Below are 24,106 nucleotides of genomic sequence, written 5' to 3'. Positions count from 1 at the left end.
CAATGGCAAGTGAATTCGACTTGGTACGAAATCGACAAAGAGGGGAAGAGGCGAAGCGGCGTGTCATGGAGCGGTTAAGTAATCCCGCTCCTGCTTCTTCCGGATCCCAAAGCAGTTCTGTGTTTGACGCCATCCGCAACCGGTCAATTGAGCCGGTAAATAGCTTTGGTAAACCGATGGCCGAACTACAGCAGCAGTTCGGAGCCGTAACCCCTCTGAATTTGATCAACGCCGCGATGTATGACGCGCAGGTTAGTAAACATCAGAATTCCAAGAAAGCAGCCATCGTAAACAAACGATTTAGCCAGCCGAAGCAAACAGAGTATGAGCGCCGGATGGAAGCCATTAAAGATGATCCCGCTCCGATCCGAGCATTTGCCGGGGCAATGAATAAAATTTTCTATGATAATCCGGTTGGTAATTTTGTTTCCCGTATTGGTCACCAGGCGGACTCTGTTATGTCTGGCGGGCATCCGGTGACGATCCAACCGGATACAGGCAGCAAAGTAGCCAATAAGGCGGCGGATATTGCCGGTTCCGTTGCGAGTGTATTCACACCAACAGGTGCTCCGGTCGGGACCGGACCGATCGCAGGGACGTACGGCGTTGCTGATAAGGTCCTGACTACCCCGGCGGCGCAGCGTTTGGAACAAGCTGCAGCCAATCAACTAAGCAAACTAGTCAAGCCGCATACGGCTCAGGCGATCACCCGGGAAGCGCTCCGAGAGACGGCGGCAGGGACGATGCAGGGCGCTGCTTTTGGTGCAATGACCGGAGAGGATGATAAGGGTATTCTTACCGATGCCGCGCTAGGCGGGGTTATAGGAGGCGCTACGGGAGCGGCGTTCAAGGCTGCGGGCATTGGGCTTTCCAAACTGTTCAAGAAGAACGGAATTCCAGAGGAAGAGATTGCGGAAATTCTTGCTCTGCCAGAAGGACGAAAGGATTCCCGTATTGCTGCGGCGTCTGAACGGTCCAATGTGGCGGCTGGAACGGAGCCAATTACGCCAGAGTATAAGTTTGATTTACCTGAAGCGACTCCGGCCACGCGAGCTGCCGTTGAAAATGCCGCTGAAGGTCGGACGGCACTCCAAGAAATCGATCGAGCGATTAACGACTTGAACACCAGGTATGAGCAAGCAGTAATCGATGAATATAAGTATCTGAAGGAATCACGTGATACGAGAATGGGTAGAAGACCGGGGTCCATGAATTTCGATGAGAATGGGAATTTTGTCTCTCGCACCGGGTGGCAGTCTGATAACCCTCAATGGTACCGTGATTTTTATGCGGAACATAACAAGGTCCCTTCGAACAAGGATCTTTATGTTCTTGCTCGTAAACGGGTAGATGAGGGATTCAGAACAGAGGTGGGGGATGCGCCATCCTGGCGAGCTGAGAATGGTTATGACGATCAGTTGGCAGGTTTGGTAGCTGTTCGGGAAAACCTTCTAAATAGTGTTCGTGAGCTCGATCCGGCTTTGAAAGTGGTGGAGCAGCCGATCGTATCGCAAGAACTTAAAGATACAAGAGTTGTTCCGAGCGAAACAAAGCGGGCGTCTAGAGCTCCGATCGATCCGGTGGAGACTGCTAATCCGGACAAAGCCGTGCTTCCGCGTGAGCAGGAAATAATGGCTAAGCTTAATGCTGGGGGAGACATTACGAGTCTGTCCAATGAGGACATCGACTTTCTTCTTAGCCCGGAAGCAAGCCGGGTAGAGATTCCAAAGAGTAAGGTAACCCCGGCTGAATCGCCAATAATTGATCCGGAAGCTAGTCCTATTCTCCGGCCGGAGCAATTCGAGGAACAATCCGGTTTGGGGATCTCTCCATTTTCAAAGGTGGACCCTTATGATTCGCTTAGGACTGATACTCGCTCGCAACTGGTGAGCCGGCAGAAGAAGGAAGCGTCTGGTGTGACAGTAACAGCGGATAAGCTTTACACTGCCCTGGTTGACGATCTTAATCCGCTTAACCATCAAGATAAACTCCTGGAGCAGGTTATGGGTGAAAAGATCCCGTCCAATCAGCGTATCCATGATCTCGGTTTAGCATCCCGGGGCGCCGATGTTGTCGCTAAGCGGATCATAACGGACGGCCTTGTAGACGCTAACGGTAAAGTTGTGGGCGAATCTCTTAAGAGCATCTTGGCTCCGCTCAAAACTTTGATGAAGAAAAACAAGCATATCTATGTTGATTTTGAGGATTACCTGCTTAATAAGCATGCCATAACCCGGTGGGAGCGCGGGGAGAAAGTATTCCGTGATGATCTGAATTGGTCGCCGTCATACGGGGCGCAGAAGGTATCTGAGTATGAGCAGATGTTCCCGGAGTTTGCTGAGATGGCTGAAGGCCTGTATGACTTTCAGGCTCAAATGGCTCAACATTGGCTCGTTGATACTGGTATGATCCCACAAGAAATGCTGGACTCTTGGATTAAAGAGAATCCCTATTACGTACCGAATAAACGTTATTTCTCGGAGCTGGAGAAGACAGGTAAAGGTTTCGGCGGTAAGAAACGGGGTTATGGGAACCAGTCGAACCCGGTTAAAGGGTATCAAGTTGGTGGATCTCAACGGTTGATCATCAGCCCGTTAGAAGCGATGATCGAGAATGTTGATTCCTTTGTAAAGTCGGCTAAGCGGAATAAGGTCATGCAGCAATATGTGAAGAATATCGAACAAGCTCCGGAAGATTTCGAACCTTGGGCAGAGATTGTTAAGCAGCCTGAGAAGCCGGACGATATTGCCAAGATCGTGCTGGATGAGGGTGGGCTCGATGAATTATTGTTCCGGTTCTCTGCCGATTTTGACAAGGCGATGCAGCGGACTCAGCTGGATAAGGACAATATCGTCCGGGCACTGGTAGATGGCCAGGCGGTCCATGTGAAGATTAAGGATAAGCAGCTACTGAGCGCACTTACGGCACTCGGACCGGAACAATCTGGATTCCTGCTCAACGCCATCGGCAAGCTTACGAATACGATGAAGCTACTTACTACAGGGAGCAACCCGGTGTTTTCCTTGACCCGTAACTTATTCCGGGACATCCCGCAGGCGTATATTGCCAGCAAGACAACGAATAACCCGATCTCGTTTGTTACGGACTTGATCAGCGCGGCCGTAGATATTGGCATGCGACGTGGTGCATATAAGGACTTCCTGAATATTGGCGGCGGACATGCTTCTGCTATTGCGGCAGACCGGAATCTATTGGCTCAGAGTAAGAGACAAATCCTTCCTCAAAGCGGTATCCGCCCTTCTTTAGGAAGAGTGAAGGATATTTATGAGAACGTCCTGAACGCTGTGGAAATTGCACCTCGTCTATCGGAATTCAAACGAATACAACGTCAAGGCGGAGATATTCAAGCCGCACTGAAAGAGGCGCAGGACCTAACTGTGAACTTCAAGCGGCGGGGGGCTTTGTCGGGAGAGGTCGATAAGGTGTTTCCTTATTTCAACGCAGCGATGCAGGGGCTGGACAAGACAGTCCGGACATATCGGGACGATCCTGTTAAAGCTCTTGTTAAATCGGCGCTGGCTATCACGGTTCCGACGCTCGCCTTGTACGCCCTGAACCACGACGACCCGAATTACCAAAAGCTCAGTAACCGGACAAAGGATGCTTTCCTGCTGATCCCCCGGGGAGATGGAACGTTTATCAAGATTGCCAAGCCGCAAGAGCAAGGCACCATCTTTGCAGACATTCCGGAGCGGCTTATGCGAAGGTTTGCGGAACAGGACCCGGCAGCGTTCCGGGACTTTGCAGACCGTGTGCGGACGACGTTTATCCCACCTGGTATTCAAGGAGCGGCAAAAGGCGGAGGACTGACTGATCGGTTGCTGGGGGCCGTTGGGGATACCATCCTTGGACCGATAGCCGACGTTGCGGCAAATAAGACGTTCAGTGGCGCACCTATCGTGCCCGGTTACTTGGAGAGACTTTCTCCCGGTCTCCAATCTGATGCAAAGACAACAAATATCGCCCGGTGGATCGGTGAAAAAACTCATGGTACACCAATCGAACAGAGTCCAAAGCAAATGGATTACCTGGCTCGACAATATTTCGGATTCTTGGCCCAGTTCGGGCAACCGCTCATGTCGCCCGGTGGTGATGTGGGTTATGCATTATCCCAGCAGATGACAGCGGACCCGGTATTCAGCAATGACTTGTCCTCTGAGTTTTATCATTATAAGGATAAGCTAGACCAGGCTTACGCGGACCGTGAGCTCAAGGAACTGCCGAGCTGGTATAATGACGCTCTCCGAAAGCGGTTAGGGAAGATCAGTCAGAACATGTCCGCCGTACGCAAGGAGATCCGCAATGTACAAGGTGATGAGAATCTTAGCAATAAGGAGAAGCGGGATAAACTCCGTGAGCTGCAAGACCGCATTAACAAGATGGCAGAGATGGGTAATTCCCTAGCCAGTGATATCGTTCCATACTGACGCCAATAGGCGCTTTTATTTTGCCCTCGGAGCCGATCCGGGGGCTATTCATATTGAGAGGATGAGGCACATGTTGAATCATGGAAAGCTATTATTTACTACGATTTTCACCGCTGCGTTTGGATCTGGTAGCAAGGAAGTTTCTACCGGTTCGCTGGCAGCCGTCACTGGTTTGTTAGCAACTGCTGCGGGATGGCTTGGGGGATGGGATAAACCGCTGCAGTTGCTCGTCGTGCTCATGTTGGCCGATTATGTCAGTGGAGTGGCCGGAGCCTTTAAAACAAAAACGGTTAGCAGCGACATTATGTTTTGGGGCGGCGTTCGAAAGGGGGTCGTCATCTTTGTTGTCGGTCTGGCTGCACTGGTCGACGCTTGGATCCAGCCGGGTATGCCTTTATTCAGGACCGCAGCAATCTTCTTCTACATCGGTCGCGAGGCTCTAAGCGTTGTGGAGAACTTCGGCGTCCTGGGTGTTCCGCTTCCGGACAAGATTAAAGATTTCCTGCTGCAACTTAACGAGGATAAAGCTAAGAATAATCCGGCCAAGCCGGAGCATCCGCAAAATGGAGGCGGTACCCAATGATTAGAAAAGAGTTTATAGCTAAGATAGCCCCCTTCGCTGTCTTGGATATGCAGCGGACAAATATTGCCGCATCTCTGACTATTGCGCAGGGCGCCTTGGAGTCGGCATGGGGTGGGAGCGGTCTGACAGTAAAGGCAAATAACCTGTTTGGCATTAAGGGGAAAGGATCAGCCGGCAGCTGCACAATGCCAACTACCGAATATGTTAGCGGCAGGCCGATCAAGGTAAACGCAGCGTTTCGCGCTTACCATAACTGGGGCGAATCCATAGCGGATCATTCAAGGCTTATCCTGGATGGTGTGAGCTGGAACCGTAATCTCTATAAAGGTGTGATCGGAAAGCGGGGAGCTGATGCGGCCCGAGCGATCGCAGCAGCCGGTTACGCAACAGATCCAAAATACGCTGAGAAACTGATTTCGATTATGAATGAATGGAATCTTTACAAATATGATGAATCGGCGACAAAGCCGGCCAAGGAGGATGAACCCATGACGAAGGAAGAAAGAACTGTTTTTGAAAAGCTTGCGGCTCGGGTAGAGAAACTGGAAGAGAAGGCCAAGATGGTACCGGCTCCAAAATGGTTTGTTAAGGAATTCGGATCGGCAGATCTGGGCGGCAAGGTCAGTGAACCAGAATTTTCGGAAGAGGGTTGGCGGACTTTGGCCGTGGGCTTGCGAGTTTCCAATAATTAGGGTATAGTAATATTAACATTAACGGAAGCACCGTAGTGCAATCCGATAGCATCGGTATTCAAAACCCACCGGCCTTAATTGGTCGGTGGGTTATTTATAATCTTTTCACGTGACGAGATCATTAATAGTTAAAGGGCATAATTACTATATTGATTGGAGTGGATAATATTGAAGTTTTACTCACTTGGAATATTGTTGATAGCATTAGGCGGATTTGAAAAGATAATGATTTTTGTTTCACTTGCTGATACAGTTCACCAAGATTATCAAGCACTAAAAAATTTCACTCCTAGTGTCATATGGAGTATTCCTAATTACACGATATTTGCTGGAGTATTATTAGTTCTTATTAATTTAATTTTGTATACACGTAAGACTTTACTTAAAAAGTAATAAGCTCTCAATTAATTTTGTCCCCTTGAATAAATCTCGCCTTTACGCATATAATACGAATATATGTTCGTATAAATTGAGGTGATATGGTGTCAACGACCGAAAAGGCAGAAGGTATAATAACAATAGAGGAACGAAGGTTGATGCGGGATTACATACTGATGCTGCAGATGCATCCTATGATTCAAAAAAGTTTGACCGATTTAGAGTTATCAGGAATCTTGCTCAGAGAAGCATATAAGTTATGTGGAGAATGGATCGATGAGCAAATTTTTCAAGAAACAAAGCGTTTAAGGAAAACATTAAAAGAACATGGAATTCAGGTGAACCGTGAGGAGTACAGCCAGGAAGGCTTTGTGATTTATTATCCTTATGTATGCCGCGGATATGTGGATCGATTCGCAGTGACCAGGGATGTGCTGCGGTCAGAGATCAGTATAAGGTTAGGAAAGTATGTAACAGAGGTAGGACAAATCTTTAAAGCCTCAAGATAGTAAATACTAAAAAGCACCGCCGGATGATCGGCAGTGCTTTTTTTTGTTACCCGTACTTTACCCGCAAATTGATTTGTGGGTTGATATTTTCTCTTGTAGATTAAACTCGTCTTAAAATCTGAAAATCCCTTATTTCATGTGGCTCGGTGTAGATTCCTCTTCCCTCGTGTAGATTCAGTAAAATATATCCAATAGATATTCACTACTCATTGACACATATAGGAAAATATTGTTTTATGAAGTTATAATATGTCGATGGAGGAGATAGAATGGCTATAAGTAGTATCATAGCTGGCGATTATAAAGGTAACCCTTTCAAGCTGAACTTTACAGGTCAAAAAGTTGAGATGATAGCTGGGCTTTTTAAAAAGAACGTATTAGTCAATAAAGACACGGTGGAATCTTATGAACTCATTGATGAAGAGTATCAAACAAGTGCCGCCAGTGCAGTAGGGCGGGGGTTAGTGGGTGGTGCATTATTAGGACCAGTGGGCTTGTTAGCTGGGCTATCCGCTAAAAAGAAGGGCATGCATAGAATCGTCATTAACTGGAAGGACGGAAAGCGCAGTCTGGCAGAGGTTGACGATAAAGTTTACAAAGCTTTAATGGTAATTCTTTTTTAGAGGTACATATGACGACTAGGAGACCTTTTGATCCTAAAGCAACGTTCTTTGTAATGTGTTGGGAGGATTTCTTCAACAAAGGAATTGTCCTTTAATATATAGGGCCAACATAATAGCATACAAACAAATAGACCACGGAGACAATACTTCCGTGGTCTTTCCATCTATAATTCGATTTCTTCCCATCCCGGAGGTATTGGATCAGGCTCGCCGGGATCCAGATGCTCAGGCTTAACGATTATTAAACACGCCTCATAAATATCGACTAATACTCCTATGGTTTTCGGCCCGCCTTCGAAAGTCCCTATCGCAACAACTTTGCCTTTGCGGCCGCCGTAACCGTTTGGGTGGTCAGCAATAATCCGGATTGGTAAGCCTGGTTTCAAGTCTTTCATTCTCATCGTTTTAGCCTCCGTACAATTTGTACTGTCTTAGGCTAAACTTCAAAGGCTGCAAACATTTTTGCAAACGCGCTTAGGTAATCTTAGATAATCTTAGATAATCTTGATTCCAGCGAACCCCTATGAAACAAAGGATTTTCTGCGCTTAGATAATCTTAAATTATCTTACGTAACAAGTGTTCGACGAATTCGTAATGCGTAGGTCGGGGGTTCGAATCCCTTCATCAGCATCTTTAACAAGTCAAGCGCGGCGCGGTCTCCGAGATTTTCCGGGGCCGCGCTTTTTTGTTCAATTCGTGATGTTTCTACCATTTTTCTACCCTTTAGTTAAGTAAAGTGGGTTTTTCAGCAATAATTCGGCTGGAAGTGTCAAAGTGTTCTTTTAAAAACCGAACAGTACTCTCAAAAAGGGCTATTGATCGGGTATTAAAATCATTCTTGGTATCATCAAAATCATGACCGACTTCAGCTAGTGTGTATGCTTTGCGAACGGATACGGTTTCATTGGCAAGATGGACGTCCATCCTGCGAAGCGCAAGGATTTCGCTTTGCCGCATTCCGATTGATAAAGCGAGTTCGAATGCCATAAAGTACTGTTTGCGTTTAGCATAATCAAGGAATATTCTTAATTGATCCTCATTCCGTACTTCAAACTTCACCTTTTTAGTTTGGGGAAGAGTGCGATGGCATGGGAACAAGAAGAACTCTTTCCAACAGCTTCGAAGCAGGAGGTCCAGCGCACCTGCTAGGGAAATATAAAGAGATGATGATGCTGATGCAGGATTTCGATGAACATGAAGAGGAACTGAAGCAGACGGCAGTCGTAGGGGGAACGGCGCGCCAGATCGATCAGGAAGACCTTTATGCGGACAAGACTGCGAACGCGGCAATCCTGATCGAAAAGCAACGTTGGGTGTATTAACAATATAAGTTTTATACGCAGCAGTTGCGGCGGGCCTGGGGGCTTATCTTAGATGTTGAAGAGAGGCGGGCGATTGATTATAGATATATACAGGGCTATTCTCGCAAGGAGACGTTGTTGTTTTTTCGGTACAGCATGAGCGACAGTACGATTCGGTGGAAAATCGAAGAGGGAACGGTGGGCATAGCGAACATATTGAAGTTAATGGGATTTTTTGAGGACGATGAGATATAGAAACTTTAACAAATAAAAAAGCAAAAAGAATAGGGAACTATTCTTTTTGCTTTTTATCAATTTAAAAATAAATTAGTGCTTAGTCAACATCCTTATAAACAGTTCCTTTGTAGTAGACTCTAAGTCCACCACCTGGAAGCGCTACTGGTGCAGGATCATTAGTTCTACTAAGGGTTCCACCCCATCTTCCTTGAGATCCGTTATCCTCGGTATAAATAATTGATGAAGGAATAGTCTCGTTTGGAGCAAAGTCTCTTGAAACCGTGACATTCTTTTGCTGATTATATACTCCAATTTCCTCAGAGACAAGAGTCAATTCACTTTGCAAGATTACAGGGGTTACAGAATCCTTCAAGCTAACGGAAAGACGAACATTTGCATCTAAAGGTAATCTTTCACCTTTATTTGTAATTACGGCATCTTCAGCAAAAGCGGAACCAGTGATCGACAAAAGCATGACAGACGACACAAGTAAAACCTTCTTAAATACATGATGTTTCATTTAATGCACCTCTTCACTTTTTTTAATAATACTATTAAATAATACAATATATACCAATAAGGGAGAAGGTAAAAATTTCAAGTTGAATAATAGTTTCATCTTTTTCATATAAATGACGGATAAAATTGACCATAAGTTGAATTAAATTTGAACACCACTTGAATTAATTGCCGTGTAGAATGTAAGCATGGAAAAAGGCGGGAATGACATGCACGGCCGCATGAATGCGGCATTGAAACCGGGGCGTAACTCTTCTCGCCTATCTATTTAATTTTTCTTAATCTAGGAGTAGAAAGTTTCTCAATTATCAGGATCTATACGAATTGAGAGTGTATGTATCATTTCTAAAAATTCATATGTATTTGAAATATTATTTTTTTGTACACATATAGGGAATATCCTTAACTACCTATATGAGGTTATTTTATCCAAAGGGAAAGGGAGAGAGGGTAGTCACTTAATCAATCTTGATGACCTTCGTGACACCCTCCCGTGTTTAGGTTCTTTAAGGTTTAGTTTCTTTTGAAAAAGTTATATAAAAAATAATTGATGCTAATATGCAAATTGTTATAGATAAAAGGATAAAAACATCTTGCATCACTGGTGTCAAATCCACTAATTTGAGAGATAAATTTCCTAATATCGCTCCAGCTGGTAAAGAAACTAGAAGTAACAGAATAGTGATAATGCCTATTGTGTGTTTACGTCTTCTCATTAGATTTTCTTGTCAATACTATAAGATAGGAAACGGGTTGGCTTTTTATAGGTACCTTCTTTTGTGTCAGTAGCTATTACCTCTTGGTTTATAGTGCTGATAGCTTGTTTGATTTGTTTCCAAGTGCCCCGTTCCTCATAAAATTTCATTCTGAATTCTCTTGTGTTAAAGCTAGAGGACTCAGATGGCCCTGTGTATTTTGTTCCTTTAGTGTATTGTGCTGTTATAGTTATATTGGCACCGATAGCACCTTTATCAAAAGGTGATCCAGAAAGAGACCCTGTAAGAGAACCAGTATATGTCCGGGATAATGTTACCTCCTCACCTCTAGCCACCGAAAACTTGAACTCATCTTTGTTAAGTGCATCGGCCACAGTAACCTTTGTGCTATTTATATACTTATAGACGTATGTTGTAGGAAGGCCCAAGGGGGAGACACTATTTTGACTAGTTCTATCTTCAACGCTTGGGACCTCACTATATTCATAAATAGTAATTATTCCGGCATCAGGGTTACTATCTTTCAAATCTTGAATGATATCCTGTGGTATTGATAAACCTTTTGGATATATTACTATATTAGATTTATCAGTTTTCTGCCTTTCGAATGCACTTGCCGGTTGTGAAATTGGTGTGATCACCATTAACAAAGAAAGTGAAATTAATAAAATAGCCTTTTTAAACATTTTCATCCCTCTTTCATATAATTTTAGAAAATAAATGCTCTACCTTGCTACCTCCTTTCACACTCTGATTCACTTTCAAATCTGTAAAATATAGTAAAGCACTTATATTATACCAATTTAACAATATTATGCAATTAATGATATAAATAATGGAATTAAAGGAAATTAATTAGGAGGAAGGGACTGTCAATTTTATATATTTAGGAGCGTGATTACCCGGGAGAATTAGAATCATCAAAAGCCTTTTTAAAGTGACACAAGGCAGAATAGAACCGCCGAGGAACCGAGGTGAACGGCGACATGGCCGGTAAGCGTAATCAATTGCAACGTCCGCGATCGGAACCGAAGCAGCCAGCAAAGTGCAAAAGATGCATGTGGGGTTCGTGGACAGGAGCGAAACAGTTCTACAGTAACCAGCCGATGCATCAAGCAGGGAAGTCCTTCCTAATGTCGAAATTTGATTTAGGAAGGAGGCGCTTAAAATGGATTGGCGCGAAAAATTAAAAACTACGGTTGATGAATACATTGAAGAAAGAGACAGGATCACAAAGGCGTTACAGGAGGTTTTATTAGAGTTAAAGGCAGAACCATACGGTATACATTCAAATAGCGAACTAATTGGCTTAAGTCCTCTTGAATGAAAAGTTACAATTAGTTTTATTAATGTGGGCAGAGTTATAATTACAATTCACCCAGACGACATCAAGGTGCTCACGCTCATTGATGATTCTAGTTTTCCTATCAGTGTTGAGGTATTTCCAGAAGATATTCATCAAATACTTAGGGAAGTTATTCTGAGAAAAATAGCAGATCAATTGTCAATCTAATGAATTTTAACCATCCTCGGATGCTTTTTACTCTTAGTAAATCTTTTATGTTGAAAAGTTGATGGCAAAGGAGGAAGTGCAAAATGTCAATGGTATCTTTGAAATCATTAAACATCCATGGGAAGGACATTTCGTTTGAAAATGCGTCCCTATCCTGGTATGTTTCGAACGGCTTCAAGTCATTTGATTTAGATGTAGCAGTTTCAGAATCATCTTTTAATGACATTCATGGTTCTAATGTTCAATTTGAAGCATGGGGGATTGATGATTCTTTGTACACTGGAGAAATTCTTTTGACCCATGAGAACTTTGGCCAAACGATTGGGAGAGCTTCGTTTGTAGGTTCTGGACCTTTGAGAAAAGACAATAACATCATTTGATGAAAGGCATATTGCTCTTTTCTATCCTAAACTTTGATTTAGAAAGGTACTGAGTGTCTATGAATAAAGATAAACTTCGTTTTGCAATCTTAAAGGAAATCAATGAAGGAAACACACCTCTAACCGAAGAAGACTTTGGAGTCAGTGAAGATGAGTTTGATAACGCAGTGAATTATCTCTCGCGAGAAGATTACATCGCTGGAGTATTCTGGGCTGATAACAGACCTCTCCTCCTTAAAATAGGGCCAGTAATAACTGATAAAGGTGAGCAATACCTAAAAGATAATAGTATGTGGGGGAAAGCATACAAGGGGTTAATTGAAATTCGCGACTGGCTAAAATAGCACCTTCGGGTGCTTTTCTTTTGCCTAGGACAGGCACATATGTTCTGGGGGCGAATATAAGCAAGAGTTAAGAGAATCGCAGGACGGGACCACAGCGTTGCTGTACGGCCCTGTTTGTTGCGCCTGCGTACGGGAAACCAACTCAACTTAAAGGAGGCAGTTAGGTACAGCAACTAATGCTTAATTTACCCGACTACGGTCCATGGTTATTGACACACAAGGGCGACCGATCTTGCCGCCTTCTTGTTGATCGACACTATTCGCGTCAGACTGTAGGGAGTCCTCAATTCTGCCGCCCAGGACGTAATCTTGTGCTGCGAACAGCAACCGGCAACGCCGTTTGGGTTACCTGGTCAGGCATCCGAGACGACGGCCTCCTTGCATGGGAGTGTACTATCTTCCGCAATGAATCTACTTATCTCAGTAGCGACATGATCCGCATCGCAGTGGCCGCTACTATTGATGAATGGGGCCAGCCGCCACCTGACGGCATAATCACATATGTTGATCAATTGAAAGTCCGGAGTTCGAATCCAGGCTATTGTTTTTTGTCGGCGGGGTTTCATAAGCTAGGATTCAGTAAGCGTCGCAAGCTACTACTTCTGCAATTTCTCGCTTGAGTTTTGTTCTTTTTTGAATTATACAAAGACAAGGAGGGGAAGAATGATCGACTTTTACGTGGCCACGCCTGAAGACACAGATGAAGTTTTAAAAGAGTTTTGGGATTCATTTAAAACTTCAAGATATTTTATTAATAGTAATACTACTTTACTAAGTCAACATATAGAAACAATTATGAAAACACCATATATTATTGAACCAGATAAGGTTCTCTTCAGAGCTAGAATTTTGGATGAGGGTGTTGATCAGTATTCAGATTCAGATTTAACAGCACCTCCAGAAAAATACGTAGGCATAGGCAGACTAAATCCTCGAAGAATTCGTTATTTGTATGCTGCAGAAGGTGATAAAACCGCTGCTGCTGAAATGAGACCTTGGATTAATGCGACAATTGTTATAGCTACTGTAACGCCTAAGAAGCAAATGAATGTTATTGACTTTGTTCCCACGGAAGAGGAAAAAAATCGACCTAATAGTTTCAAACGACAAATTAGCGAGAAGTTATCCGCCCCTGTCCGTCCGAATATCGCAGATATTGAGTATCTTCCCACTCAAGCAATAGCAGAATACATAAAATTGAAAGGGTTTGATGGGATTAGATATCAAAGCGCAGTTGATCCAGATGGAGTTAATTATTGTTTTTTCAACCCAGATTGTTTCGACGTTACAGTTACACATAAGTTGGAATTAAAAAAGATAGATTATAAGTTTTAAGCACCTGCTAGGTGCTTTTTCTTTTGGGGGTGCATCATGAACATCAAAATCATACCTATCGATCAAATAAACGCAGCAGCTTATAATCCGCGAGTTTACCTTCAGTCTGGTGATAAGGAATATGAGAAGCTTAAGCACTCTATTCTTTCGTTCGGGTATGTAGAGCCGATTGTCTGGAATGAGCGGACCGGCAACATGGTCGGCGGGCAAGCAGCGGTATAAAATCATGGTTAATGAACAGGGGCATACGGAGCTGGCCGTCAGCGTCGTTGACCTGGACGACCAGCAGGAACGGCTGCTTAACCTCACTTTGAACAAAGTTTCCGGTCGTTGGGATGAGGAGGCGCTGGCCGTGCTGCTCGAACAACAGCAGGAGACCGGGGCAGATATCGGCCTATCTGAATTTGACCAGGAGGAGATCGCGGTGAACTGATCGCGTCATTACCGAGTATCACAGAAATGGATCCGCCGGTAATCGAAGATGATTTTGACATTGAGAAGGCATTGGGCGATATTAAAGAACCTGAGACGCAGCGCGGAGATGTTTGGCAGCTCGGCCCGCATCTGCTGATGTGTGGGGATGCAACGGATCCGGAGGATGTAGCCATGTTGATGGGCGATGCGAAGGCGACTCTGGTTGTCACGGATCCTCCTTACAATGTGGCCGTGGAATGTGATTCTGCACGATTAGCAGAAGCCGGCACCAACTCATAATGAACGATGATATGCCCGCGGAGGAATTTGCGGGCTTTCTTCATGCCGTGTTTAAACGCTACGCCGGAATTATGGATCCAACGGCGGCGATCTATGTATTTCACCCTTCTTCCAAGCAGAGGGAGTTTGAAGATGCAATGGAGGCTGCCGGCATTGTGGTCCGGTCACAATGCGTCTGGGTGAAGAACGCCGCTTCCTTCGGCTGGTCACAGTACCGATGGCAGCATGAGCCGGTCTTTTATGCACAATAGAATAAAATGGTTTCTGAATGTAAAATTAAAGGTAACATTTTGAAAAATGGAGTGGTCGCTGTGAAATATATTTTTCTTACTGTCCTTCATAGAATGAAACTAAATAGGCGGTTAAATAAGGGGATACAAATTTATCCTGGGGTAAGAATCTCAAATGGAAAGGAAGCTATTGCGGAGTGAGAAGCAGCGGCGGGTGTTGTACGAATTGAAGGTGATCAAGGAAGTTATGACGGTACATGATGAGAAGACCGGGATAACCAAGACGATCCCAGTTACAAGAAACGACCTAGTGGAGTCTTAGATCGAGGAGACGTCCTTACCGGGCAATTGAAGATATCATATCCTTAGAGGAAGCCTTGACACGTGTTCAGGACAAAAAGCTGAAAGCAATCGACCACAGTTTTCCCAAAATTAATGTTTGTAATTAAATTAGGATATTCGGTTGCCGGAGCTTGAGCGTGCCGGTTTTTCAACGTAGAAGCTCTACCAGAGATTTGAACGTTAAATCCACCTTTAGTATAGTCGTCGTTCTGGTAAAAAAAGTATAATATTCGATTCTACCAGTAACTATCCTTCACGGTCTCCGGAATTTCCGGGGGCCGCGTTTTTTGTATATACTTACAAGTGTGGTGCAAAGGGGGGTTAGTCCATGAGCGATCAAAAAACAGATAAACGCATTTCCCGAAGCACGGCCGCTCTAAGGCAAGCCTTGTTGGATCTGATGGCGAACAAAGCCTTTCATGCTATATCCGTCAAGGAAATCGTCGAGAAGGCGGGCTATAACCGGGGGACGTTCAACGCCCACTATGAAAGCAAAGAAATGCTGCTGGACGACGTTTTTTCAAAATTGATCGATGAATTGAAGCAGTCATTCCGGGCTCCGTACGAGGAAGTGGAAATGTTCAGGATCGACGAATTGCCTGCAAATTCGGTGAAAATCTTCGATCACTTCTATCGAAGCTCTTCCGTATATACGATTTTATTCAAAAGTGAGGTTTTACTTCTATTCAAGGAAAAGATATCCGCCTCATTAATGCAGATTGCCGCGGAGGATTTGGACTATACTCATGATTCGATTAATCGGGAGTTCCTTTTGATTTATTCGATGAATGCTCTGTTGGGCCTTGTCTTCCACTGGATCGAGAGCGGGTTCCAATATTCGCCGGATTATATGCAGGATCAGTTGGTCCGAATGATTAACTGGAGGCCGACTTCAACCAAGATCAACAAAAGATAACGAACAATCGGCTGCAATGTGTACGTTAATGGACATTTATTGAATGTTTAATGATTGTAGTGAAATCAGGCTTTATCTATACTGAAGGCGCATAGCGCAATAACATTATTCACAATCTAACCTATGAATTGTGAATATTTTGGGAGGTATTTGAAAGTGAAACTTCAAAACCAAGTAGCGGTAGTAACCGGTGCAGCTTCAGGTATGGGTAAACAAATTGCTTTGCTTTTTGCTAAAGAAGGAGCGAAAGTGGCCGTTTCGGATTTGAATCTGGAAGGAGCCCAGGCTACGGTCGAAGAAATCAAATCCCAGGGCGGTACGGCATTTGCCATTAAGACAAATGTGGCAGTTGAAGAAGACATTCAAAACCTGATCGACACGACCGTTCAAAATTACGGTACGGTAGATATCCTCATCAACAATGCAGGAATTATGGACGGCATGGAGCCGGCCGGCGAAATTAACGATGATAAATGGGAAAGAGTATTTGCCATCAACACGACCAGCGTGATGCGTTCGACTCGTAAAGTGCTGCCAATCTTCCTGGAGAAGAAAAAGGGAGTCATCGTCAACGTGGCCTCGGCAGGCGGACTAAATGGCGCTCGTGCTGGCGCAGCTTATACAGCGTCGAAGCATGCCGTTGTCGGCTTCACTAAAAACACGGGTTATATGTATGCAACCGAAGGCATTCGTTGCAACGCAATCGCTCCGGGCGGTGTGGAAACGAACATTGGGGCCTCCATGCAAGGTATCAGCCAATTCGGCTTCGGTAAACAGCAGCTCGGCATGGCGATTAACCCGCGTGTGGGCAAGCCTGAAGAGATTGCCAAGGTAGCTTTGTTCCTGGCGTCGGACGAGTCCAGCTTCGTGAACGGTACGGTGATTACGGCTGATGCCGGCTGGACCGCATATTAATAAAAAATGAGTAAGCGCGCCTTCCCGAAGAGGAAGACGCGCTTTTTTTTGAAATCCTGCAAACTACTTCAGATACGGGCCGCTTTCGCCGATCTTACCCGGAGCCGGGTTGCCCGGCAGATCCAGCACGTAGACGCGAAGGTTGCCAATACCGGACAAGGAAACGGACAAGTTGCCGTTCGTCACGGTTTTCACATCGCCTGTAATGGCGTCTTTGTAGGTGCCGTTCGGAATACCGGTGTAAGTCGCGGATTCGCTGATCGCTACAAGCGCAAAGCTGTCAACGCCTTCCGCGGCATTCGTGTACCGGCGTTTAAATGCCATTTTTCCTGTAATGCCCTCGGTTGAATATTGGCCTTTCTGTAATGCAGGAATCTGCCGGCGGATTTGGTTCAGCCGCTGCAGATGTTTGACCAGTGGTTTTTGCAGTGTTTCGGCGACTTTGCCGGAAGCGGAAGCTACCTTGCCGAAATCGCTGGCCACCACGGTTCCTTCAATTTCTTCACCGAAGTAGGCACGGCGTGTTTCTTCCAGCGGGCAGGTTGGCCCGCAGTCGATTTGTTCACCGGCCTGGAATTCGATTTCATCGCCGTACATGATGGTCGGGATGCCCCGGAACGTCCACATCAAGCTCATGTTTTCCGCCCAGGCGCCGGTTCCTCCATTGTAGGCCGTGCTCGATTTGTTCGGACCGAAGTCGTGACTGCTGACATAGACCACGTTATAGGTGGCGTCATTGGTCGCATCGTCCGAATCTCTGCCGTTATGGAAGGCATTGACCGCTTCGCTGAAATTCATGTGCATCCGCATGTCGATGATGTTCATGCCGGAGAACTTGCTGTGGTCGGGCTCATGATAATTGTTTCCTCGAAGGAAAGCATTGTCCGAGGTAGGCTGATTGGCCGTACCGAGTTGATTCTCGTAATTGTATTGCTCTAAAGCCGCGACTTCATCGTTGGCGCTATATTCTTTGCGCTCTTTCCAGGTGAAGAATTGGGCGGAATGGTTGACTGATCCGCGATTCCACTTGTCGTTGACGAACGCACCGACCTCGCCGAACATGAAGAAGTTTTCTCCCTTATCACCGAATTTCGCTGCGGAGTGCTCCTGAGCGGCAGGAAGGAAGTGGCGGTTCCACGTCACTCGAGGTATATGGACGGCGGTATCGATCCGGAAACCATCCACGCCCATATCGATGAAGTTGTTATAGGCTCCAATCAAATAATCCTGCACAGGCTTGCTTTCCGTGTTGAAATCGGCCAGATCCTCATGGAGCCAGCAACTGCGGGAATCTTCGCCTTCCCAGTTGCCGATCCAGCATGGATGATAGTATTCGGTAGGGAACATGCCGGAAGTTGCATTAGGCCATTGACAGTTATAAATGCGATAACCTTCCTTGCTGTAGAACTGTGTCGGCGTTCCCCAATTCCGGCAGGTGTTCCCGGCAGGCTCCTCCGTAGACCATATGTCGCCGTTATAAGCCTTGGCGGAAACGTCATTCGGATAAAGGCCGTCATATTCCAGCCCCGGAATTTTTTCGTCATAATACCAACTCCACTGCGAATCGCGAACCCCGAATACGGTTGGCGTGAACAAATCTTTCGCTCCCCACCGGCTGGAGTGATTGTACACGACGTCCTGAATGATTTTGATTCCTTTGTTATGGGCTTCGTTGATCAGATCCTGGTAGCTTGCCCCGCTTGACTCCAGACGAGGATCTACCCGGTAGAAATCGTAACCGTGATAACCATGGAAATCATAATCGGAGCGGTTCAGCACGACCGGAGTAATCCAGATCGCCGAGAAACCGAGGGCTTTGATATAATCCAACTTTTCCATCAGTCCCTTAAAATCGCCCCGGAACATCGGGTCATCGTTGGCCGCATTTCCCGAAGATACATTGTACTGCCCGCCGCGGTTATTCGAGGAGTCCCCATCATAAAAGCGGGCGGTCATGACAAAGTAAATGGAATCTTCGCGGGCATCGCCGCCAAGCGGCGTCCCGCCGACTGGAGGAAGCGGAGCATCGCCTGTTTTGGCGGAGACCGGCTGGCTGGCCGCCGACTTGTTGGATGGAACAGCCTTGTCAAAAGCTTTTACCGTATAAGTGTATGTCGTTTGCGCTTCAAGTTTTGTTTCCGTGAAATCGGTTCTGGTAGTCGTATATACCTTTTGACCGTCGCTTCCGCCTGTACGCGTGATTTCATACCCCGCTACGCCTCTTCCGTTCTCATTGTCGATCGAAGCGCTCCAGGTCAAGGTAATGCTGAGGTCTTTTGCAACCGCTGTCACATTTCCCGGTACCGAAGGGGGGAGATTATCTTCAGGTAAAGGAGCGCAAGGGCTGATTGCATTGGCGGTGACCACGCCGTCCTTAACGGTTGTGATTCCCGTGCCGATCACATAATTTTGGCCGTTGTTATTGTCCCATACCGAGCCGTTGTTAAACGTGGCTTTCATGCTGGTCGCTTCCCCGAGATTGATCGTGATTTTGGTCCAATCACCGCAGGCTTCCTCCGCCATTTTCACTCCCGGAGGAGTTGTCCATGCGGCTCCGGCTGGGGAGTAGTGAATGTTGACCTGAGACCAGGCCCGCGTCTTGGTGTAATAGTAGACGATAGCCTGGTTCCCTGCGCCCGCTTCTGAAGTCGTCACGGGAAGAGGGGCGGACTGGGAGGATTTATTCCCCGCTTTGTCCTTGGCCAGTACCGTAAACGAATAAGCGGTAGATGCCGTCAGGCCGTTAAATGTATAGGATGTCGCCGTTACATTGGCGTCAACCAAGCTACCGTCCCGGTAAACTTCGTACCCTTGTAGGCCGCTTCCGCCTTCATTATCCAAGCTTTGGGACCACGATATGGTCACTGTCGTGGAAGTCTTGCCCGTCACAGCTAAATTGGCCGGCACGGCAGGTGGCGTGGTGTCCGTTGAACCGCCGGAAGGAGCGCCCGGGGTGATTACTCCAGCGGAGTAAGTCCAGGTTCCTGGATTAAAAAAGTAATTGTTGCCGTTGTTGCTGTCCCATTGCCCGCTTCCGTTGTTAAAACAAGCTTCAAGCCGGGCCGCGGCTCCAATATCGATAGTCGATTTGGCATATCCCGGCATTTCGGCATTCTCCATTTTGATACCCGGGACAGTCGTCCAACTGCCGCCTGCAGGCCGGTAGTGGATGTAAGGTGTGGCATAACCGATTTTGTAGTAAATGGTTACTTTGTTTGTGCTCCCCGCAGGGTTGGTAGTCACCGATAGAGTGTTGCTGGCGGATGATACGTTTCCTGCTTTGTCTTTTGCCTTGACCGTGTAGACGTATTCCGTCCCGGGGAGGAGCGCGGTATCCGTAAAGGTGGTAGCGGTCGTTTCCGAGCCGACTTGCGCCCCGTTCCGGTAGATCAGATACCCGGACAATCCGCTTCCGCCGGCATTATCCGAAGCAGGGGCCCAGGATAGCGTCACGGTGGTGTCCGTTTTGGCCGTGCTCGTCAAGCCGGATGGTACATCCGGGGGAACCGTATCTACAGGATTAGGGTTGCTATCGCTCCAATTGGTCCCGCTATACCATCCTTCTTTATCCCTGAACATACCGGACTGGTTAGCCGCCGGCATCTGGTTGCCGTTGCTGTCTTTGAAAATCACTCTTGCACTGGAGACCCCTTCAATAGTGTAAACATACCAGTCGCCTTGTTCCGCGTTCATGGTCGGGGATGATTGCCAGGCGGGTTCAGTAACGCTCGGACTGGTCTGGTAGTAATAAAGTTGGGGAGTTCCCCAGTTTCCCGGTTTTTTGAAGTGAATCTTTAAGCTAGGCGAAGCCGCAGCAGCATTATCCAACGCGGTAGCCGAGGGGCTGGCCGGATCAGCAAAAGAAGGGGTGAAGGTTGATAAAACTAGAATGAATGCCATGAATATTCCAAACCATGCTTTTCTCAAATCCATTACGTGTTATCACTCCTTTTATTGGGGTTAATGACATATAATGCGCTTTCAATAATAGATTCGTATAAATCCCTGTCCTCCTTTCTGATGGAATGGTTCTGCCGGGGAAGATCATTGCTCTCGCCAAGGTGTGACTGCTTTGCAGAATATTGGAGCGATTATGGGCTAATGTAAAAGGGATCCGTAGTTGGAGGGCAGCCAATAACCGTAGCGATTCATAATTGCAGTCCAAACTATTGGGCAAACGTTTGCGCAAAAGAGAAAGCGAAGCATCGTGTTGGAACGGTTTTAGAGAGGCTTATGTAGGTTGGTTAATGCGTATGTTATACTGCAAATTTTAATTAGTCAACCTAAAGTTGGGCAATAATCCCAAAGAACTACAGGAAAAAAGTCTTGCCCCATTTAAAGGAGAGCTGACATAATAGGGGGAATGATGACGGAAATTGACATTGAAGATGGAGCGTGTTTTTTTGCGGACTTTATTGATCTCGGTATTTGTTGCATTAACTTTATTAGTCACTTCATGCTCCGGGATTTCGGGCAAGGAGGATGGACTCCAGAGTGATAATTTATCCGCCTTGTCGAGCGGAATCACTGCGGCCAATTGGGAAGAGCAGGTCGGTTATGACCGATTGCGGGTGCTTGTGGGAGGCATTCTTAAGGATTGGCGAAATCAGGGGATTGAAATAGAGGCCTTTTTTGAAAATCCCGATGTTGAAGCCGAGTTTTGGACCGAGCTGGTTTTGATTTATTTTACAGAGGAAGAGGGACGATACGGTAATCTTTTGGATGCCATGAACTGGATTCGGGACAACCAAGATTTAATCAAAGAGCAAGGGGAAGCGGCTTTAGGCGATATTTCAAATAACATAAGTTCCACGGAAAGTATACATAGTAGTGGTGAAAATCTGGAATTAAGCATCGATGCTCAACTGGTTGAGGCCATAAATAGCGGGGACACAAAAGCCGTTGAACAGATGCTCTCGCAGGGGGCGGACCCGAATGCTGTGGATGAGTATGGAGCTTCCGCCCTGCAGTTGGCTATCTTTCGCGGGGATTTTCCTTCAGACATGCCGGATCCAGATCTCATAAATACAGGACAGAAAATAGCGCTGGAAATGGTTAAACTGCTGCTTGCGAAAGGAGCGGATCCCAATGCCCAGTCCTCCGACCAATCTGCGTTAATTGCTGCGGGGTTGTATTTACCTCAGGCGTGCATGCCGCTTCTTGAGGCGGGAGCCGAGGTGAATGCTACGGACCGGCTCGGGAATACCGTTCTGTTCTACTTGCTAAAAGACGAAGAATTATTTGCGGCCCTGTTGAAGCATGGAGCTGATCCCGATTTGAAAAATAACGAGGGCGAGACGGTTTATGATGAAATCCGGAAGCAGAACGCCACGGGGATTGCTAAAATCTTGAATATGGAACTTCAAGAACAATTAGTCACTCCGGTCAATCCGTATGCCACCTCAGTCTTCGAAAAAGTACATAAGGAAATTAATCAAAAAGAGGCTATCGATTTATTTGGAACGGATTATATCGTGGGCGAGGATGAGATGGACGGATCCGAGGTTTGGGAGTACGTAGTCACTGCAAAAGGGTACAAGCGTCCAACCGGAGATTTTGGCAGCATTGATTTTGAAGGCCTGGAAGCCGGAAAAATGAAAATGCACCTGTTTATTCATTGGAACGAGGACCAATCCGCTTGGTATAGTTCTGTTTATGTTCTTGGACCGGAGAAGGAAGTGTATGTATATTACATCAATCCGGGAGATCAAAAGACGGTAGGACAACCCTTGTAAACTGAAACAATCATGGGCCCTGAGGGGAAAGAGCAGCAAGAGTAAAGAGCCTGCAGAATTCGCAGGCTCTTAATTTATTTTAATAACATTTCCCGGCTTCGGCCGTTATACAACCGAAAGGAGGTGCAGAATGGGGCCCGGGCAGCTTCAACAAGCGCTTCAACATAAATGCGGAGAAATCCGCAGGTATTTAATTCGTTTGGGTGCCTCTGCAGCCGACGCGGAAGATGTTGTACAGGAAACGTTATATAAAGCGTTTCTCTATATTGAGGCTATTGAAGAAAACAAATTCAGTGCCTGGATGTATAAGGTGGCGATCAACCGGTACTTCGATTTATGCCGACGGGAAAAGCGTTACGCCTATCAGGCCGAAATTCCCGACGTTCAGGCGCCGGAAAAGGAAGAGCCGGAGGAACGATTGCTTCAGCGTGAACGGCGCGAGGAAATTGAACAGACGCTGGCGCAGTTAAAGCCGCTGCACAAGCAGCTGATTTTGCTGAAATACGAGATGGAGTTATCGTATCAAGAAATTGCGGAGCTGCTGGGAATGACGACGGAAGCCGTAAAGGCCACGCTGTTTCGCGCCCGGCAGCAATTCAAGAATAAATACGGAGGCGAGAAATAAATATGACGAAACCTTGGGAAGAAGATGACAAACAATTCGGCAAAGTCATTAAAAGAGCCAAGAGGAAGACCTGGATTCGCAACATCCTCATCTCGCTCGTTGCGAGTATCGTTGCCATAACTCTTGTGCAATTCGGCGCGCTTCAGCTGACTTATCGGGCAGGCGACAAAGCGCTGAATGAAGAATGGCTGCATATGACGATGACGAGTCCGAACGAATACGAATCGGGATATAAGAATCAAACGGGATTTTTATCAGGCACGCTTGAATTTTCAAGCTATAAAATCGTCGAGGGCGTGCCGGTTCCCTGGGGAAGCCGAATGGCGGAATACAAAGTACCCGGATTCCTGAAATTCACGGGATTAAGCGGAAACATTGGGAACGTGACCGTAGTAGACCCCGATATGAAAGCGAAAAATTATATGTACTATCGACCTTACAATGCCTCCAATGGACAACGGGAATTGATGTTTTATGTGCCGGGCGTGGATTATAACGGGAAAATAGTCAATGACCTCGACTTGGTGGGGAAAATGGGTGCGAACAAGGCGGCAGAGATGGCGATTTCGTTTGATAAGGACTACTCACTTGATGAGGTTCGGGCCATGCTCCCGGGAGAAGTAACGCCGGTCTGGTATTGGGTCGACACTTTCGATAATCGGGAAACCTTCAATTTCAAGCCGTATAAAGATGAACGGGGCGAGACCAGCTACCCTACTCCGATGACTAAGACTTTTGGCGTCTATGGATTTGGCGTACGGCCGGATTGGGAGCAGGTTGAGGTCAAAGATTTTTTGCAGGATCTGCAATTTGGATTGAAGCAAAAGGGCCGTTACACCAAGGAATATGAACGCATCAATAACTATCTCAAAAAAGACAAACAGCAACCGGATGAAAGTGACGTGCGCCTTCTTGGTGTCGTCGTGACCGGAACGGCAGAGGAACTGCAAGCCCTTCGTGGACAGAGTTACGTAAGAGCGGCTGCCCTAGGGGCGGTTACCGAAACCTATTAAGTTAAAAAAGGGACTATCCTTCAGCAGAACGAGCTGC

26 protein-coding genes are annotated in these 24,106 nt (G+C 46.3%); 20 read left to right on the top strand and 6 right to left on the bottom strand.

The window, feature by feature from the left end:
* Nucleotides 1–2: 2 nt before the first annotated feature.
* From NYE70_RS23585 to NYE70_RS23565, 5 genes are all read left to right on the top strand, one after another.
* Complete coding sequence (locus NYE70_RS23585) at nt 3–4,448, top strand: LPD38 domain-containing protein (protein ID WP_341048533.1); 4,446 nt, start codon at nt 3–5, stop codon at nt 4,446–4,448.
* A gap of 70 nt (nt 4,449–4,518) precedes the next feature.
* Nucleotides 4,519–5,031 (top strand): phage holin family protein, encoded by a 513-nt coding sequence (locus tag NYE70_RS23580; protein ID WP_341048531.1) that lies wholly within the window; start codon nt 4,519–4,521, stop codon nt 5,029–5,031.
* Nucleotides 5,028–5,723: a glycoside hydrolase family 73 protein gene (locus NYE70_RS23575; protein ID WP_341048529.1), complete on the top strand. Its 696-nt coding sequence runs from the start codon at nt 5,028–5,030 to the stop codon at nt 5,721–5,723. Before NYE70_RS23580 ends, NYE70_RS23575 begins: the two co-directional genes overlap by 4 nt.
* A 554-nt stretch (nt 5,724–6,277) precedes the next feature.
* The gene (locus NYE70_RS23570; protein ID WP_341048528.1) at nt 6,278–6,610 is read left to right on the top strand and encodes a hypothetical protein; all 333 of its coding nucleotides are present in this window, start codon (nt 6,278–6,280) and stop codon (nt 6,608–6,610) included.
* A gap of 269 nt (nt 6,611–6,879) precedes the next feature.
* A complete protein-coding gene (locus NYE70_RS23565; protein ID WP_341048526.1) occupies nt 6,880–7,233 on the top strand; it encodes a hypothetical protein in 354 nt (117 codons plus the stop codon).
* Nucleotides 7,234–7,397: 164 nt separating this feature from the next.
* On the opposite strand, the gene NYE70_RS23560 is transcribed toward NYE70_RS23565, so the two are convergent.
* Both NYE70_RS23560 and NYE70_RS23555 read right to left on the bottom strand, forming a co-directional pair.
* Complete coding sequence (locus NYE70_RS23560) at nt 7,398–7,634, bottom strand: hypothetical protein (protein WP_341048525.1); 237 nt, start codon at nt 7,632–7,634, stop codon at nt 7,398–7,400.
* 323 nt (nt 7,635–7,957) lie between these two features.
* The gene (locus tag NYE70_RS23555; protein WP_341048524.1) at nt 7,958–8,293 is read right to left on the bottom strand and encodes a hypothetical protein; all 336 of its coding nucleotides are present in this window, start codon (nt 8,291–8,293) and stop codon (nt 7,958–7,960) included.
* 29 nt (nt 8,294–8,322) lie between these two features.
* On the opposite strand from NYE70_RS23555, the gene NYE70_RS23550 reads away from it, so the two are divergent.
* Entirely contained in the window at nt 8,323–8,556 is a 234-nt protein-coding gene (locus tag NYE70_RS23550) for a hypothetical protein (RefSeq protein ID WP_244861592.1), read from the top strand.
* A gap of 313 nt (nt 8,557–8,869) precedes the next feature.
* Here NYE70_RS23550 and NYE70_RS23545 read toward each other — a convergent pair whose 3' ends face one another.
* From NYE70_RS23545 to NYE70_RS23535, 3 genes are all read right to left on the bottom strand, one after another.
* On the bottom strand, nt 8,870–9,292 hold the full coding sequence (locus tag NYE70_RS23545; protein WP_213655596.1) for a hypothetical protein: 423 nt from the start codon (nt 9,290–9,292) through the stop codon (nt 8,870–8,872).
* Between the two features lie 505 nt (nt 9,293–9,797).
* Nucleotides 9,798–10,007: a hypothetical protein gene (locus NYE70_RS23540; RefSeq protein ID WP_341048521.1), complete on the bottom strand. Its 210-nt coding sequence runs from the start codon at nt 10,005–10,007 to the stop codon at nt 9,798–9,800.
* Nucleotides 10,007–10,693 (bottom strand): hypothetical protein, encoded by a 687-nt coding sequence (locus NYE70_RS23535; RefSeq protein WP_213655595.1) that lies wholly within the window; start codon nt 10,691–10,693, stop codon nt 10,007–10,009. Before NYE70_RS23535 ends, NYE70_RS23540 begins: the two co-directional genes overlap by 1 nt.
* Before the next feature lie 482 nt (nt 10,694–11,175).
* On the opposite strand from NYE70_RS23535, the gene NYE70_RS23530 reads away from it, so the two are divergent.
* From NYE70_RS23530 to NYE70_RS23480, 11 genes are all read left to right on the top strand, one after another.
* Nucleotides 11,176–11,334: a hypothetical protein gene (locus NYE70_RS23530; protein ID WP_213655594.1), complete on the top strand. Its 159-nt coding sequence runs from the start codon at nt 11,176–11,178 to the stop codon at nt 11,332–11,334.
* Nucleotides 11,335–11,603: 269 nt separating this feature from the next.
* Nucleotides 11,604–11,900: a hypothetical protein gene (locus tag NYE70_RS23525; RefSeq protein WP_213655593.1), complete on the top strand. Its 297-nt coding sequence runs from the start codon at nt 11,604–11,606 to the stop codon at nt 11,898–11,900.
* Nucleotides 11,901–11,959: 59 nt separating this feature from the next.
* On the top strand, nt 11,960–12,244 hold the full coding sequence (locus tag NYE70_RS23520) for a YjcQ family protein (RefSeq protein ID WP_213655592.1): 285 nt from the start codon (nt 11,960–11,962) through the stop codon (nt 12,242–12,244).
* Nucleotides 12,245–12,907: 663 nt separating this feature from the next.
* On the top strand, nt 12,908–13,579 hold the full coding sequence (locus NYE70_RS23515; RefSeq protein ID WP_213655591.1) for an RES family NAD+ phosphorylase: 672 nt from the start codon (nt 12,908–12,910) through the stop codon (nt 13,577–13,579).
* A gap of 36 nt (nt 13,580–13,615) precedes the next feature.
* Nucleotides 13,616–13,801, top strand: coding sequence for a hypothetical protein (locus NYE70_RS23510; protein ID WP_306434240.1), 186 nt, complete (start codon nt 13,616–13,618; stop codon nt 13,799–13,801).
* Nucleotides 13,758–14,012 carry a hypothetical protein gene (locus NYE70_RS23505; RefSeq protein ID WP_341048518.1) on the top strand — a complete coding sequence of 85 codons (255 nt, stop codon included), beginning with the start codon at nt 13,758–13,760 and terminating at the stop codon, nt 14,010–14,012. Before NYE70_RS23510 ends, NYE70_RS23505 begins: the two co-directional genes overlap by 44 nt.
* Before the next feature lie 26 nt (nt 14,013–14,038).
* A complete protein-coding gene (locus NYE70_RS23500) occupies nt 14,039–14,293 on the top strand; it encodes a hypothetical protein (RefSeq protein ID WP_341048517.1) in 255 nt (84 codons plus the stop codon).
* Nucleotides 14,293–14,544, top strand: coding sequence for a hypothetical protein (locus NYE70_RS23495; RefSeq protein WP_306434238.1), 252 nt, complete (start codon nt 14,293–14,295; stop codon nt 14,542–14,544). The genes NYE70_RS23500 and NYE70_RS23495 overlap by 1 nt, the downstream gene beginning before the upstream one ends.
* A gap of 154 nt (nt 14,545–14,698) precedes the next feature.
* Nucleotides 14,699–14,845: a hypothetical protein gene (locus NYE70_RS23490; protein WP_213655590.1), complete on the top strand. Its 147-nt coding sequence runs from the start codon at nt 14,699–14,701 to the stop codon at nt 14,843–14,845.
* Between the two features lie 348 nt (nt 14,846–15,193).
* Entirely contained in the window at nt 15,194–15,781 is a 588-nt protein-coding gene (locus NYE70_RS23485) for a TetR/AcrR family transcriptional regulator (RefSeq protein WP_341048515.1), read from the top strand.
* Between the two features lie 156 nt (nt 15,782–15,937).
* On the top strand, nt 15,938–16,696 hold the full coding sequence (locus tag NYE70_RS23480) for an SDR family oxidoreductase (protein ID WP_341048514.1): 759 nt from the start codon (nt 15,938–15,940) through the stop codon (nt 16,694–16,696).
* A gap of 63 nt (nt 16,697–16,759) precedes the next feature.
* Here the strand turns inward: NYE70_RS23480 and NYE70_RS23475 are convergent, their stop codons facing one another.
* On the bottom strand, nt 16,760–20,596 hold the full coding sequence (locus NYE70_RS23475; RefSeq protein ID WP_341048512.1) for a carbohydrate binding domain-containing protein: 3,837 nt from the start codon (nt 20,594–20,596) through the stop codon (nt 16,760–16,762).
* A 488-nt stretch (nt 20,597–21,084) separates the two neighbouring features.
* On the opposite strand from NYE70_RS23475, the gene NYE70_RS23470 reads away from it, so the two are divergent.
* The 3 genes from NYE70_RS23470 to NYE70_RS23460 all read left to right on the top strand — a co-directional run bounded on the left by NYE70_RS23470 (nt 21,085) and on the right by NYE70_RS23460 (nt 24,069).
* Nucleotides 21,085–22,431 (top strand): ankyrin repeat domain-containing protein, encoded by a 1,347-nt coding sequence (locus NYE70_RS23470; RefSeq protein WP_341048511.1) that lies wholly within the window; start codon nt 21,085–21,087, stop codon nt 22,429–22,431.
* A 130-nt stretch (nt 22,432–22,561) separates the two neighbouring features.
* Nucleotides 22,562–23,056 (top strand): RNA polymerase sigma factor, encoded by a 495-nt coding sequence (locus NYE70_RS23465; RefSeq protein WP_290407672.1) that lies wholly within the window; start codon nt 22,562–22,564, stop codon nt 23,054–23,056.
* A 2-nt stretch (nt 23,057–23,058) separates the two neighbouring features.
* Nucleotides 23,059–24,069 (top strand): anti-sigma factor, encoded by a 1,011-nt coding sequence (locus tag NYE70_RS23460; protein WP_211023875.1) that lies wholly within the window; start codon nt 23,059–23,061, stop codon nt 24,067–24,069.
* Nucleotides 24,070–24,106: the final 37 nt, after the last annotated feature.

The sequence above is a fragment of the Paenibacillus sp. FSL R5-0407 genome (assembly GCF_038009185.1).
GTDB lineage: Bacteria > Bacillota > Bacilli > Paenibacillales > Paenibacillaceae > Fontibacillus > Fontibacillus vini.
Note: the sequence above shows the minus strand (reverse complement) of the source record. Positions and strands in the feature narration are given on the sequence as shown.